This is a genomic window from Pedobacter sp. MC2016-14 (assembly GCF_020991475.1).
Taxonomy (GTDB): domain Bacteria; phylum Bacteroidota; class Bacteroidia; order Sphingobacteriales; family Sphingobacteriaceae; genus Pedobacter.
Genome location: NZ_JAJMPA010000003.1, coordinates 1 through 14,466, shown reverse-complemented (window position 1 = coordinate 14,466; position 14,466 = coordinate 1). Strand labels below are relative to the sequence as shown.

The following is a 14,466-nucleotide window of genomic DNA, read 5'->3' as shown; positions in this document are numbered from 1 at the left end:
TTATTGGTGTTTTTCTGCAAAAATCTGCATCAATTCAATTAAAGTATGCACACTCGTAATCGGCAAAGCATTGTACATAGAAGCCCTGAAACCACCTACACTACGGTGACCTTTAATGCCTTCTACGCCATTTTCTTCAGCAAACTTAAGGAATGGTTTTTCAAGCTCTGGATTGTTCATCACAAAACAAACGTTCATTCTGGAACGGTCTTCCACCTCGCAGGTACCTTTAAATAAAGGATTTCTGTCTATCTCGGCATACAGTGCTTTTGCCTTCGCTATGTTTTCTTTTTCAATTTCAGCTACGCCACCTTTAGATTTTAACCATCTTAAATTTAACATGGCTACATAAATAGAAAATACCGGCGGTGTATTGTACATAGAACCACCCTCAATATGTACTTTATAATCCAGCATTGATGGTATTTTACGACCACTTTTGCCTAAAATTTCATCTTTAACAATCACTACAGTTAAACCTGCAGGACCAATATTTTTTTGTGCACCGGCGTAAATCAGGTCAAATTTAGACACATCAATAACGCGGCTCATGATATCAGATGACATGTCACACACTACAGGAACGTTTGTTTCAGGGAAATCAAACAATTCTGTACCATAGATGGTGTTGTTTGAAGTGCAATGAAAATAAGCACTGTCTTCAGGAATGGTATATCCTTTAGGGATAAAGGTAAAGTTAGCGTCTTTAGAAGTAGCCACTACGTTTGCCGTACCAAAGTTTTTAACTTCTTTGATGGCTTTATTTGCCCATACACCTGTTTCCAGGTAAGCGGCTGTTTGGCCCTCAGGCAACAAATTCATGGGCACCATTGCAAACTGCAAACTCGCACCACCTTGTAACAGCAAAACCGAGTAGCCTTCAGGTACGTTTAACAGTTCTTTAACCAGCTTTTCTGTCTCAGCCACAACACCTTCAAACTCGGAGGTACGGTGCGAGATTTCTAAAATAGATAATCCGTCCTTGAAATCTAAAACGGCTTGTGAAGCTTGTTTAAATACTTCCTGAGGCAAAATGCAGGGTCCTGCGCCAAAATTATGTGTCATGTTTTATGTTTATTTATTGGTTGTAAAAGTAAGTGTTTTATCTAAAATAGCGGTAGTTTTTCGTAAATAATCTACTAAAACAATAGACCTTAAATAAAGCTGGATGAAGCAGCGGACGCTGCTTTCAGGGTGGCAATCATTTCTACTGGTGAGGCATCTGCAAAAACGGCATTTCCCGCCACAAAAACATCAGCTCCAGCCTCCCTTAGCGCAGAAATATTTGCCATACTCACGCCTCCGTCTACCTCTATCAGCAGTTCAGGGTTCAGCTTTAAAGACAGCTCTTTCAATTCTCTAAGCTTATGATAGGTGTTTGGAATAAACTGCTGACCGCCAAATCCAGGGTTCACAGACATGATCAGCACCATATCCAGATCGGCTAAAATGTCTTGTAATAAGGAAACAGGTGTATGCGGATTAAGTGCTACACTTGCCTTGCATCCGGCATCGTGAATCAGCTGTATGGTCCTGTGCAAATGCGGACAAGCCTCATAATGTACGGTAATGATGTCTGCACCAGCCGCTGCAAAACGAGCAATATACTGGTCTGGGTTTACGATCATTAAATGAACGTCGAGCGGTTTAGACGCGTATTTTTTTACGGCCTCCAAAACAGGAAAACCAAAAGAGATATTAGGCACAAAAACGCCATCCATTACATCAACATGAAACCAGTCGGCAGCACTGGAATTGACCATTTCTATGTCAGATTGCAGGTTTGCAAAATCAGCGGCAAGTATGGATGGGGCAATTAAATGTTTCATCCGGTAAATATATATAAATACAAAAAAACCCCGCAACTTTGCGGGGTTTTTAATTTATGATCACGAAGCATTCGCTCCAAATCTGTTATTGTAAGTGGGCAGTATCCCAACGCAATTATTTTGCAGGAGCTGCCTCTGGTCTTGGTGGGCGCGGCAATAAAGCTTTTCTAGACAGCTTCATTTTACCTTGCTTATCAATATCCAATAATTTAACCTGGATTTTGTCACCTTCTTTAAGCACACCGTCCATAGTTTCTAAGCGCTCATGAGAAATCTCAGAAATGTGTAGTAAACCATCTTTACCTGGCATAATTTCAACAAATGCACCAAATGGCATAATTGATTTTACTTTACCATCGTAGGTTGCGCCAATATCCGGCTTAGCCGCAATTGCGCTGATGCGTTTAACTGCAGCATCAATTGCCGCTTTATTATCAGCAAAGATTTCAACGATCCCTTTGTTGCCAACTTCCTCAATAGAGATAGAAGCACCAGTTTCACGTTGCATTTCCTGAATAATTTTACCGCCTGGACCAATTACTGCACCAATAAATTCTTTATCAATGGTTAAAGAAACAATCCGCGGAGCGTGATCTTTGTAATCTTCACGTGGTTGCTCAATTGTTTTCTTCATTTCATTTAAGATATGAAGACGAGCTTCTTTGGCCTGATCTAAAGCATTTTTCAATACTTCCCATTTCAAACCATTGATTTTTAAATCCATCTGACAGGCTACAATACCTTTTTCAGTACCGGTAACTTTAAAGTCCATATCACCCAAATGATCTTCATCACCCAGGATATCAGAAAGGATTGCATATTTACCGGTTTTTTCGTCGGTGATCAATCCCATTGCAATACCTGATACAGGTGCTTTGATTTTGATACCGGCATCCATCAGCGCAAGTGTACCTGCACAAACAGTAGCCATAGAAGAAGAACCATTAGATTCCAAAATATCAGAAACGATACGGATGGTGTAAGGGTTTTCTTCCAGTCCTGGTAATACTTTTTTCAATGAACGCATGGCCAGGTTACCGTGACCAATTTCGCGGCGACCAGCACCTCTGTTTGGGCGAACCTCTCCGGTGGAGAAACCAGGGAAGTTATAGTGTAAAAGGAATTTGTTGTAACCATTGATGAATGCACCATCAATCATTTGCTCATCGTCCTTAGAACCTAAAGTAACAGTAGTTAAAGATTGAGTTTCACCACGTGTAAATACAGCAGAACCGTGAGCAGAAGGAAGGTAACCTACTTCAGACCAGATTGGGCGCACTGTACGCACATCACGACCGTCTAAACGAATTCCTTCGTCTAATACCAGGTTACGGATGGCGTCATATTGCACATCGTGAAAATATTTTTTAGAAAGGAATCCGGTAACGTCATCAATATCTTCACCTAAAGTAGCGATGAAATCCATCAATACCGCACCAAAAGCGTCACCACGCTCACCTTTGCTTGTATTGCTTTTTGCAATAGCATATACTTTATCATAAGTAGCAGCATAAACCTGTTCTTTAAGTTCAGGGTTGCTGTCTTCATGAGAATACGTACGTTTTACAGTTTTACCTACCAGTTCAGCAAGTTCATTCTGTGCTTTAACCTGCACCACGATGGCTTTGTGTGCAAATTCAATGGCTTCAACCATGTCCGCTTCAGAAATTTCATCTGCTTCACCTTCAACCATTACGATATCATTTTCAGTACCGGCAACTAAAAACTCCATTGTTGCACGCTCTAAATCACTCACATAAGGATTGATTACAAACTGACCATCAATTTTAGCTACACGTACTTCAGAAATTGGTCCGTTAAAAGGGATATCTGAAACCGCAATTGCAGCAGAAGCAGCAAGACCGGCAAGGCAGTCTGGCATAATGTTTTTGTCAGATGAGATCAAACTGATCATTACCTGAGTATCAGAGTGATAATCTTCAGGAAACATCGGACGTAAAGCGCGGTCTACCAAACGTGAAATTAAAACTTCATAATCTGATAATCTTGCCTCGCGACGCAGGAAACCACCAGGGATACGGCCTGCGGCAGCATATTTCTCCTGATAATCTACCGATAAAGGTAAAAAGTCTACACCAGATTTAGCACCCACTGTAGATACTACAGTAGCCAATAACATGGTATCGCCCATTTTTACCACTACAGAACCATCAGCTTGTTTAGCTAATTTACCTGTTTCAATTTCAATTGTTCTTCCATCTCCCAGGTCAAACGATTTTTTTATTACATTCATTTACAAATTGTTGTGGTGTATTTTCCTCTTTCTATACACCGGATTATATATAATTATTTTATTTTAAAGTAAAAAAGCCATCCCTTAAGAATGGCTTTTACTGATATTATTACGCTTATTTGCTGTCTCTTGAACCTAAAGGCTTGATGATATCCCTCAATCCTAAAGTTTTGATAATTGCACGGTAACGCTCTATATCTTTTTTGAACAGATAGGCTAAAATCCCACGACGTTTACCTACTAGTTTCTGAAGTGCCAACTGAGTAGAGAAATCTTTACGATTTTTCTTCAAGTGCTCTGTCAAATGTGCAATACGGTAGGTAAACAATGCTACCTGACCTTCTGCTGAACCAGTGTTGGTTTCTACTTCGCCGTGTTTTTGAAAGATTTCGGCTTTCTTTTCTTTACTTAAATACATTCCTGAATGATACTAAAGTGTGTAAAAATTAATTAATTGAGCGCAAAGATAATGTATTTTTAGTGATTTACAAGTTGTATCAAAAAATCGCTAGATTTGTACATCAACCTCAGATCCATGGAAAAAGCGGCGTACAGTATTTTTGAAAGCGAGTTAAAAGTTAGACCAGACGATATTGATATGTTTAACCATGTACACAACAGCAAATATTTTGATTATGTGCTGGCCGCAAGATACGAACAGATGGAGCTTTTTTACAAAATGCCTATGGAATCTTTTCTGGAAAGCGGTTTTGGCTGGGTAGTGCGCACCGCATACGTAGACTTTAAGCGCCCGCTTATTCTTGGCGATGTGGTTAAAGTGCGCACAGGCATTTTAACGATTAACGAAAAAGGCTGCAGGGTTCAGTTTGAAATGGAAAACCAACGTACCAAAAAAATTGCCGCCGATGGCTGGTTTGATTATGTAATGATTGATACCCACACAGGAAAAGGTTGCAAGGTTAATGAAGATATGATCCGCGCTTACAGCATTTAAGCATTTGCCTTGGCATCACCACTGCCCTCTACATAATGCAGGCCCGGAGTTAACCAGTGCAGCAAAATGACGCGGGAGTAGCGGTAATTAAACGGCGAACAGATAAAAACCGTAAGCAGCAGCAAACCTATATAATACCACAGGTTTTCATAAACCAGCGGCAAACCCAAAACATAGGCAGCCACACTTACGCTAATCATCTCTGCTACGTTCATCGCGTAACTCACAAACATCGATACATAAAAAAATCCGGGTTCCCTTTCAAAACGCAATCCACAATGCGGACAATATTCGTTGGTGATTTGCCCCTTAAATGACAAAGAATACATACCGCCAGAAAAAATATTACCCTGTCTGCACCTCGGACATTTGCAATCTACAACGGCTTGAAATTTTGATATCGCTTTCATGATGATTAATTATTGCTCAAAGATACTTATACAAAGTATTCCATTTTATGACGCAGATCATATTTACAATTTAACAATCTTGCTTCCGCTAAGTTTTAATTCCCGTTGTGCGGCCAGCTTTTTAACCAGTTTAATCACCGTTTCCACCCTTAAACCACTCATATCTGCCAGCTGCTGCCGGGTAAATTTCAGGATAGCACCGCTCTCCTGATCTTTAAATAAATAGTTAACCAATGTCCTTACCCGGTGTTCTGACTGCTCATTTGCCAATTCTTCGAGCATCATCGATTTATAAAACAAACGGTTACTTAAATTCCTGATCAGCTCCATGCTAAATTCCTTCTGGGTCTCCAGCAGCGTTAGGAATTCTTTTTTCAACACCGGAATGATTTCTGTATCGCAGGTAGTAACGGTATAGGCCAGGTACGGTCGCCCCACCAGCAAAGCCGGCTCCCCAAAATACTCACCTTTTTTAAAAATCCCTTGTATAAACTCTTTGCCATCACTATTTACGGTAGCCATTTTAACCTCACCACTTTTGATAAAATATACCGCACGTGGGATTGCACCCGGTTCATAGATGACTGCTCCTTTTTTATAAGAAATAACCTCAAAATGATGGTCAATTAAATAGGCAATGTCCATAGCTGTTAAAGGTACTAATATTTAAAAATACCTAGCTGTAGGTATTGTAGCTATACTTACTTTTTGCCTAGTTTTGCTTTTTCCAAATTACAAAAAAACCTTTTATGAAACCAACATCTACCAAAGCACTTTTGGCGAGCGTAGCACTACTGGGCGTTTTCTCTACAACGCAGGTTCTTGCTCAAAAAGACACCACAGATTTAAATCCAGGCGGCAATAACCTGGTCAAAGTAAGCGTAACTGCGCCCTTTGTAAACAACTATAGTTTTCAGTATGAACGTGCCATTGGCCGTAAAATCTCTGCAGCGGTTACCCTGCATTTTATGCCAAAATCTAACCTTCCTTTTAAAGAAGACATCAAAGAACTGATCGACAATGACGATACCTGGGAAAATGTAAAAAACCTAAAAACCGGTAACTTTTCCATTGCACCAGAGATAAGGTTTTATTTCGGCAAAGGTGTATTCAGAGGCTTTTACCTGGCACCATTTGTTAAATATGCCACTTACTCGGCCGCTATGCCTTATACGTTTGATGTCAGCGTTGACATTCCGACTACCCCTGTTACTACCATAACCAGAAAAGAAACCATTGACCTGGATGGAAATATCAGCACTTATACCGGAGGCTTACAAATTGGTGCGCAATGGAAATTGAGTAAACTGGTTTATTTAGACTGGTGGATCATCGGCCCCAACTATGGTACTTCAAAAGGACATATCGACGGAAAGAAAACCCTTAATTCAGATGAGCAGCAGGCGCTGAGAGAGCAGCTGAAAGACCTTGATGACCTTCCGCTTGTAAAAACCAGCTACACAGTAGATGGAAATGGTGCAAAAGTAGATTTTGATGGTCCATGGGCCGGCCTTCGCGGAGGAATCAACATCGGCTTCAGGTTCTAAAGCACAATCAATAAAAAAGGCTGCAAATTTTGAAATTTGCAGCCTTTTTTATTGAATTCAAAATCCGGTTTAACCGATGGTTTCGCGGATAAGTTTGGTATAAAAATCGTTCAACTTCATACCCATCGCCGCTACCTGTTGCGGGATAAAACTGGTAGCCGTTTGGCCAGGAATGGTATTGATTTCTATGAAATAAAAATCAGCCTCATCACCGGTCAGGATAAAATCTATCCGCACCACTCCCCTGCAATTTAAGCGCTGGTAAACCTCGGTAGCAATTTGCGCCACACGAGCCCTGGTCTCAGGTTTGATTACCGCAGGCGTAGTTTCAACAGCCACACCTGGCGTATACTTGGCTTCAAAATCAAAAAACTCTTTAGCCGTTTCCACCTCTGTAACCGGCAAAACCATAATTTTACCATCCAGTTTAGCTACCCCTACTGTAAATTCACGCCCGGCAATAAATTCTTCAATCAAAATCTGATCGTCCTCTTTAAAAGCCTTATCTAAAGCCGCATTCAAGTCGTATTGGTTGTTCACTTTACTCATCCCAATGCTGCTTCCACCATTGTTTGGTTTTATAAAATAAGGCAGCTTCAGGTCTTTTTTAATCTGCTCCAGGTTATAGTTTCCTTTTTTAAAAATCTGCACAGATTTCGCGGTATTCAGCTCCGCTATCCCCTGTACAATGGCTTTTGTATAGCCTTTGTTCATTGTAATGGCCGAAGTCATGGCATCGCAGGTGGTATAGGGCAAATTCAGCATATCAAAATAGCCCTGTAATTTCCCGTCTTCACCCGGAGAGCCATGAATGGCAATGTATACGCCGTCAAATGTTACTTTCCTGCCTTTTATATGCAAAGAAAAATCGTTCCTGTCTACTTCTACTTTCACAGAATCAGCAGGCTCATAAAACCAGCCATTTTGGGTAAGCATAATTTTATATACCTCAAATTTATCAGCATCCAGGTTCTGCGCAATCGTTGCGGCGCTTTTTACTGATATTACCCACTCGCCGGTAGTACCTCCTGTTAACAATGCTATGGTCTTCTTCATGAAGCCAAAAATATAAATTAGTTCATACAGATATCATTTAAATTGAGATAAAATATATTTTTAGCCTAAATTTGAACAAAATACTACGTTTATCAGAAGCTCAATGGCAAAATTCATCTCCTATTTAAAAACTAAATCATTCAGAAACAACTTCATTGCGGCAATATCCACCGTTTTTGCACTTTTAATGATTGCGTTTTTTAGTCTAAGGTATTACACAAAACATGGTCAGGGACTTGATGTTCCTTCCTTAAAAGGCTTATCCTACGGACAGGCCATTAGTAAACTCGATGAACTTGGTTTACGTTATGCTGTAGATTCTGTATATGTGATGGATAAACCTCCAGGCATCGTGATTGATCAGGATCCAGACGCAGGAACCTTTGTGAAAGATAACCGGACCATCTATTTAACCATCAATACGGAACTGGCACCAAACGTTACCTTTCCGGAAATTGAATTCAAATCACTTCGTGAAGTGCAACCTATGCTGGAAGGCTTTGGTTTAAAAATCGGCGATACCACCTACAAATCTGATGTGAGCCGCGATGTGGTATTGAGTGCTTCCTTCGGCGGCCAGGTTATCAAAGCAGGTCAGTCTTTGCCTAAAGGTTCGCGCATTGACCTCGTACTGGGAGATGGAAGAGGAAGCGAAGAAGTGGATATTCCGGCTTTAATCGGTCTTACAGTAGATGAGGCCAGGTTCTCTTTAAAGGGGGCTATGCTTAGCCTGGGCACCATCACGTACGAAGGTGAAATCACAGACAGTGCCTCGGCAACCATTGTGATGCAGGTTCCTTTACTGAGCGATTCGCTGACAAAGGTTAAAATTGGAACCCCCATCAATATCGTACTTTCCAACAAGAAAAATTAGCATTCATTCATTTCAAAATAATGACTACCGAAAAGAAAAAAATCAAAACAGGTACCAAAATCTTTTTAGGGCTGGGTTTACTCATCCTGATCTCTGCCTGCTATCTGGGACTAAAATTTTATAAGGTTTATTTTTCACCCAATGTTACCGCTAATCAAAAATACCTGTACGTCAAAACTGATGCAACGCTGGATGATGTCTTTGCAGTATTAAAAGAAAAAGACATTTTAAGCGATGTCGGCACCTTTAGTCAGGCAGCGGCTAAAATGGAACTGGGCCGTAAGCTTAAACCAGGCCGATATAAACTGGCTAAGGGAATGAATAACCGCACCCTGATCAATAAAATTAAAGCAGGCAATCAGGATCCGGTAAAACTTAAATTTCAGAACATCCGTAAAAAGGAAAATTTCGCTGCTTACCTGGCGGCAAATATGGAAGCAGATTCTTTAACCTTCATTAAAGTATTGGACTCTGCCGCCCTGGTAGAAAAATACGGCTTTACACAAGACAACAGCTATACCATGTTTATTCCAAACACCTACGAAATGTATTGGAACATTAGTCCGATGGATTTTTTCAAAAAAATGCATAAAGAGTTTGAAAAATTCTGGACGGCTAAACGTATGAAGAAAGCAGAAGCCTTAAACCTAACACCTGCACAGGTGACCATTCTGGCCTCTATTGTAGATTCAGAAGCACTGTATGACAAAGAAATGCCAATTATTGCAGGTTTGTATTTAAATCGTTTAAATAAGGGGATCTTATTGCAGGCAGATCCTACTGTAATTTATGCGAATGATGATTTTACAGTAAAACGGGTAACAGGTGCTTTACTAAAAACAGAATCCAGGTACAACACCTATAAATACGCAGGACTGCCTCCGGGCCCCATCATGATGCCGAGCATCAATGCCATTGATGCGGTGCTTAACCACGACCATAACAACTACATTTACATGTGTGCCAAAGAAGATTTTTCCGGTTACCACAATTTTGCTGTGACCAAAGAAGAGCACAACATCAATGCTAAAAAATACAGGGATGCTTTAAATAAACGCAACATCTTCAGATAATGTATATTCATACCAGTACAGTTAGGGTCCGATACGGAGAAACAGATCAGATGGGTTACGTTTATTATGGTAACTATGCAGAATATTATGAAGTAGCGCGGGTTGAAATGCTAAGAAGTCTGGGAATGGATTATGCGGCTATGGAAAGGGACGGCGTAATGCTGCCCGTTCTCGAACTGCAGTGTAAATTCATCAAGCCTGCGTTTTACGACCAGGAAATCAGCATTAAAACCACCGTAAAAACATTGCCAGGCGTCCGCATTTCATTCGATTACGAATTGTACAATCCCGCTCAGGAGCTGATCAATATCGGTGCCACCACATTGGTTTTTTTTGACATGAAGACTAAAAAGCCATGCACGGCACCAAAAGAATTCATGGATAAAATTGCTGCTTACTTTTAAATTGAACTATGGAATGGCTACATAAACTACTGCTAAAAACAAGACCTTACACCTTGTTAATAGACTGGACAAAAGTTTATGTTTTGCCGGGTTTTAGCCCACTCCCATTGTATACGGTTGCCGCATTTTTCCTGCAGGAAATTCAAAAAGATTCTCTGGTCAACAAAGCTTCTTCCCTGGCCTATAATTTTATGCTGGCCATTTTTCCGGGCATCATTTTCCTGTTTACACTCATCCCTTTTCTTCCCAACGGTTTTCAAGACCAGTTGATGATGCTCATTGGCCTAATTTTGCCGCATAAAGCCTACGATGCCTTTGAAGTAACCCTTATAGAAATTGTAAAAATACAGAACGGCAAATTGCTCTCTTTTGGTTTTATCGTCTCCACCTATTTCGCCACCAATGGTGTGCACAGTTTAATGATGGCTTTCAACAAGTCTTCTGTAATTGTAGAAACGCGTTCATGGCTCAAAAGAAGGCTCATCTCCCTGATACTAACATTGGTTATTTTCACTTCTGTGATGATTTGTATCGGAGCCATGACAGTCGGCGAAATCGCACTCAACTACCTCAAGTCAGAGCTCCACATCAAAGGCAACATTACCTATTATGTAATTCAGCTTACACGCTGGATGCTACTGGCCCTGCTCTATTTTGTAACCATCTCTGTTTTATACCGCTATGGGCCGGCACATTCCAAAAAATGGCGTTTCTTTAGCGCTGGTTCCTGGCTGGCTACCATCCTCGCTTTTTTAACCATCTGGGGCTTTTCTTTTTACATCAATCACTTCAGCTCGTACAATAAAATTTATGGTTCCATAGGCACACTCATCGTTGTCATGATCTGGTTGTACCTCAACTCGCTCATCCTGCTCATCGGCTTTGAACTCAACGCCAGTGTAGACCTTTCCAAGAAAAGCGTTAAAATCATCAAACCTAATTTCAACTTGTTTAAGAATTAGCCATGGCTTATCAGCATACTGTCAGGGGAAGGGTTTATTCATTCAATGATTTAAAGCAATTGCTGGCCAAAGCCTCTCCTTTCCGCACAGGTGATGCACTTGCAGGTTTAGCGGCCGAAAACTATGAAGAGCGGGTAGCTGCCCAGATTGCTTTAGCAGATGTGCCCTTAAAGGTTTTCTTAAACGAGAGCGTGATTCCTTATGAGGACGATGAAGTAACAAGGCTTATTGTTGATGAGCATGACGCAGACGCATTCTCTGCAATTAGTCACCTTACCCTGGGTGCTTTTCGCGATTGGCTTTTAGACGATGCCACAGATACAGCTACCTTAACCAGCATTGCAAATGGCATCAGCCCGGAAATGGTTGCTGCAGTCTCCAAAATCATGCGTAACCAGGACCTGATCGCCGTAGCAAAAAAATGCAGTGTCATCACCCGTTTTCGCAATACTATAGGACTACCGGGACGTTTTTCCACCCGGCTGCAACCCAACCATCCAACAGATGATCCAAGAGGGATTTTAGCAAGTATTGTAGATGGTTTACTTTATGGTAGCGGTGATGCGGTAATTGGCATCAATCCGGCAACAGACAGCCCGGATGCGGTGCTAAAACTGCTGCATTTAACCGATAATTTAAGGCAACAATTCGCTATTCCGATGCAATCCTGCATTTTAAGTCATGTCACCACAACTATCGATTTAATTGCCCGGGGTGCTCCGGTTGATCTTTGCTTCCAGTCCATTGCAGGTACTGAAAAAGCCAATTCAAGTTTTGGAATCAATTTAACTTTACTGGAGGAAGCACACCAGGCTACTTTGTCATTAAAAAGAGGGAGCCTCGGTGAAAACGTCATGTATTTTGAAACCGGTCAAGGCAGTGCATTGTCGGCAAATGCGCATCATGGCGTAGATCAGCAAACCTGCGAAACCAGGGCCTATGCCGTAGCAAAAGAGTATAAACCCTTGCTCGTAAACACGGTAGTAGGCTTTATTGGCCCCGAATATTTATATGATGGTAAACAGATTATCCGCGCTGCACTGGAAGACCATTTTTGTGCCAAGCTCCTGGGTCTGCCTATGGGTGTTGACGTCTGCTATACCAACCATGCAGAAGCAGATCAGGACGATATGGATAATTTGGTCACATTACTAGGTGTAGCGGGATGCAATTTTATCATGGGGGTTCCCGGCTCTGACGACATCATGCTCAACTATCAGTCTACTTCTTTTCATGACGCCCTATACGTCCGGAAAGTTTTGGGATTAAAGCCTGCCCCTGAGTTTGAAGAATGGCTCATCAAACAAGGCATTACAGATCAGGCTGGTCGTCTTTTAGATGCCTCTGCTTCGTTATTAAAAAATATGGACCGCTTATGGCAAAGCTAGCGCTTTTAAAAAAATTCACCGATGCCCGCATAGCTCTGGGCCGCGCCGGAACCAGTATCCCTGCCAAAGCATCGCTTGAATTTAAGCTGGCGCATGCCCATGCCAGAGATGCGGTCTATTCTTCCATACAACCAGATCAGTTTGCCAAAGCGCTGTCTAAATTTAATCTCCCTATTCTTTTGCTGCACAGTGGAGCTGCAGATAGGGCGCAGTATTTACAACGACCTGATCTGGGAAGGCAACTGGACGGACAGTCTGCTGAAATTTTAAAAAATCAGGTCACTGGTGCAGATGTAGTCCTGGTACTTGCAGACGGACTATCCGCCCTTGCGTTGCAGGAAAACATCATCCCGCTACTCAGCCGGCTGCTCCCGAAGCTAATCAGCAGCGGTCTTAGCCTTGCACCGCTTTGCATCGTAGAACAAGGTCGCGTGGCCATTGCAGATGAAATTGCCGAAGCGCTGGAAGCAAAACTTTCGCTCATTTTGATTGGCGAGCGACCGGGATTAAGTTCTGCCGACAGCTTAGGTGCCTATTTAACCTATCAGCCTAAAAAGGGTTTAACTGATGATTCCCGAAACTGCATCTCCAACATTCGCCCTGCAGGATTGGATTTTGACCTGGCGGCGGGCAAAATATTCTACCTGGTTCAGGAATCATTCAGGTTAAAAATCTCTGGCGTACAACTCAAAGACAACCAGGGCTTATTGTCCTAAAGCAGCTTATTTTGTTTCATAAACAATGAGCATAAAAAAGCCAGTGGTTAACCCACTGGCTCGATATTAATTCATCATTTATCTATTTCCGCCCCTGTTTCCCCTAGCCTTATTGGAGCCATTTCCTTTGCCGTTATTGGTTTTTCGCTCCGATCTGTTTCCGTTATTTACAGATTGACTGCGTACAGATGGCCTGGAATTTTTACTGTCCCTAATTACCACTTGTTTACCCTGGTTACCTTTGTATTTACCATATTGCTGTACGTGAGACTGATGAGACAAATATGCTTTAGGATTGTTGATCACTACTTTATATCCTTTATACAAGTCGTAATTGCTATACCTGGATGGCAAATTATTTCTCCATACCCAGGCGCCATTATCAAGATAAACATATTGTCTGGATGGCACATAATAATAGGCGTCTACATCCGGAAGATAATAATAATCTACATGGTCATAACCAGTTGGGCCCCATGCAGGTTGCTGAGCAATATTGATGTTCACATTTACTTGCGCTTTAGTGCTGATGCTGCTTACCGAAGCTACGGCTAAAATTACAGCGAATACTATTCTTTTCATTTTGTTCAATTTAATGGTGTGTATTTACAAGATGAAGTCCAAAGCACGTACCAAAAAACAACTTAAAATCCAGCAATCGTTTAATGAGCCTGTTGTACCGACGGGGAAGCAGATTTTACCGACCAGACAAAAAAAAACGGCTGACAATTGTCAGCCGTTAAGTATTAATCAATATAGTTTGCCCTAAAATTTACGCACTTCTGATCACCCGAAGTAAGATTGCTACTACAGCAATAACTAAAAGTGCATGAATAATTCCTCCAGTGTAATAACCACCTAAGAAACTAATGGCCCAAATGATAACAAGAATAACAGCGATTAGATAAAGTAAATTTCCCATAATTTTATTTAAGTAAATGATTTTAAAATAAAACCGGGCTAGAGCAATATTGTTTTAAATAAAACAAGAAAAGCCC

17 protein-coding genes are annotated in these 14,466 nt (G+C 41.3%); 8 read left to right on the top strand and 9 right to left on the bottom strand.

The genetic code is table 11. The features are described 5' to 3' along the window. From serC to rpsO, 4 genes are all read right to left on the bottom strand, one after another. Entirely contained in the window at positions 1–1,065 is a 1,065-nt protein-coding gene (gene serC / locus LPB86_RS15350; protein WP_230645521.1) for a 3-phosphoserine/phosphohydroxythreonine transaminase, read from the bottom strand. An 89-nt stretch (positions 1,066–1,154) separates the two neighbouring features. Then, positions 1,155–1,829, bottom strand: coding sequence for a ribulose-phosphate 3-epimerase (gene rpe, locus LPB86_RS15345; protein WP_230645518.1), 675 nt, complete (start codon positions 1,827–1,829; stop codon positions 1,155–1,157). Positions 1,830–1,944: 115 nt separating this feature from the next. Further along, positions 1,945–4,083 carry a polyribonucleotide nucleotidyltransferase gene (gene pnp / locus LPB86_RS15340; protein ID WP_230645516.1) on the bottom strand — a complete coding sequence of 713 codons (2,139 nt, stop codon included), beginning with the start codon at positions 4,081–4,083 and terminating at the stop codon, positions 1,945–1,947. Between the two features lie 115 nt (positions 4,084–4,198). Next, positions 4,199–4,501, bottom strand: a complete 303-nt coding sequence (gene rpsO / locus LPB86_RS15335) for a 30S ribosomal protein S15 (RefSeq protein WP_230645514.1) — start codon at positions 4,499–4,501, stop codon at positions 4,199–4,201. Positions 4,502–4,618: 117 nt separating this feature from the next. Here rpsO and LPB86_RS15330 point away from each other — a divergent pair, with 117 nt between their 5' ends. Further along, entirely contained in the window at positions 4,619–5,038 is a 420-nt protein-coding gene (locus LPB86_RS15330; RefSeq protein WP_230645512.1) for a thioesterase family protein, read from the top strand. Here the strand turns inward: LPB86_RS15330 and LPB86_RS15325 are convergent. After that, the gene (locus tag LPB86_RS15325; RefSeq protein ID WP_230645510.1) at positions 5,035–5,448 is read right to left on the bottom strand and encodes a DUF983 domain-containing protein; all 414 of its coding nucleotides are present in this window, start codon (positions 5,446–5,448) and stop codon (positions 5,035–5,037) included. The genes LPB86_RS15330 and LPB86_RS15325 overlap by 4 nt on opposite strands. A gap of 63 nt (positions 5,449–5,511) precedes the next feature. Next, entirely contained in the window at positions 5,512–6,093 is a 582-nt protein-coding gene (locus tag LPB86_RS15320; RefSeq protein ID WP_230645509.1) for a Crp/Fnr family transcriptional regulator, read from the bottom strand. 104 nt (positions 6,094–6,197) lie between these two features. Here LPB86_RS15320 and LPB86_RS15315 point away from each other — a divergent pair, with 104 nt between their 5' ends. Beyond that, positions 6,198–6,995 carry a DUF3575 domain-containing protein gene (locus LPB86_RS15315; RefSeq protein ID WP_230645507.1) on the top strand — a complete coding sequence of 266 codons (798 nt, stop codon included), beginning with the start codon at positions 6,198–6,200 and terminating at the stop codon, positions 6,993–6,995. Positions 6,996–7,064: 69 nt separating this feature from the next. Here the strand turns inward: LPB86_RS15315 and LPB86_RS15310 are convergent, their stop codons facing one another. Next, complete coding sequence (locus LPB86_RS15310) at positions 7,065–8,051, bottom strand: D-alanine--D-alanine ligase (protein WP_230645505.1); 987 nt, start codon at positions 8,049–8,051, stop codon at positions 7,065–7,067. A 103-nt stretch (positions 8,052–8,154) separates the two neighbouring features. Between LPB86_RS15310 and LPB86_RS15305 the strand changes: the two genes are divergently transcribed. Genes LPB86_RS15305 through eutC form a run of 6 tightly spaced genes read left to right on the top strand, consistent with a single transcriptional unit; the run spans position 8,155 to position 13,468 of the window. After that, positions 8,155–8,925: a PASTA domain-containing protein gene (locus tag LPB86_RS15305; protein WP_230645503.1), complete on the top strand. Its 771-nt coding sequence runs from the start codon at positions 8,155–8,157 to the stop codon at positions 8,923–8,925. Positions 8,926–8,945: 20 nt separating this feature from the next. Continuing rightward, complete coding sequence (gene mltG, locus LPB86_RS15300) at positions 8,946–9,998, top strand: endolytic transglycosylase MltG (RefSeq protein ID WP_230645501.1); 1,053 nt, start codon at positions 8,946–8,948, stop codon at positions 9,996–9,998. Further along, positions 9,998–10,402, top strand: coding sequence for a thioesterase family protein (locus LPB86_RS15295; RefSeq protein WP_230645499.1), 405 nt, complete (start codon positions 9,998–10,000; stop codon positions 10,400–10,402). The genes mltG and LPB86_RS15295 overlap by 1 nt, the downstream gene beginning before the upstream one ends. Positions 10,403–10,410: 8 nt before the next feature. Next, the gene (locus LPB86_RS15290) at positions 10,411–11,364 is read left to right on the top strand and encodes a YihY/virulence factor BrkB family protein (RefSeq protein ID WP_230645497.1); all 954 of its coding nucleotides are present in this window, start codon (positions 10,411–10,413) and stop codon (positions 11,362–11,364) included. A gap of 2 nt (positions 11,365–11,366) precedes the next feature. After that, positions 11,367–12,752, top strand: a complete 1,386-nt coding sequence (locus LPB86_RS15285) for an ethanolamine ammonia-lyase subunit EutB (RefSeq protein WP_230645496.1) — start codon at positions 11,367–11,369, stop codon at positions 12,750–12,752. Then, complete coding sequence (eutC, locus tag LPB86_RS15280) at positions 12,740–13,468, top strand: ethanolamine ammonia-lyase subunit EutC (protein ID WP_230645494.1); 729 nt, start codon at positions 12,740–12,742, stop codon at positions 13,466–13,468. Before LPB86_RS15285 ends, eutC begins: the two co-directional genes overlap by 13 nt. 78 nt (positions 13,469–13,546) lie before the next feature. Here the strand turns inward: eutC and LPB86_RS15275 are convergent, their stop codons facing one another. Continuing rightward, positions 13,547–14,050 (bottom strand): hypothetical protein, encoded by a 504-nt coding sequence (locus LPB86_RS15275; RefSeq protein ID WP_230645492.1) that lies wholly within the window; start codon positions 14,048–14,050, stop codon positions 13,547–13,549. Between the two features lie 190 nt (positions 14,051–14,240). After that, the gene (locus tag LPB86_RS15270) at positions 14,241–14,390 is read right to left on the bottom strand and encodes a lmo0937 family membrane protein (protein WP_230645490.1); all 150 of its coding nucleotides are present in this window, start codon (positions 14,388–14,390) and stop codon (positions 14,241–14,243) included. Between the last annotated feature and the right edge of the window lie 76 nt (positions 14,391–14,466).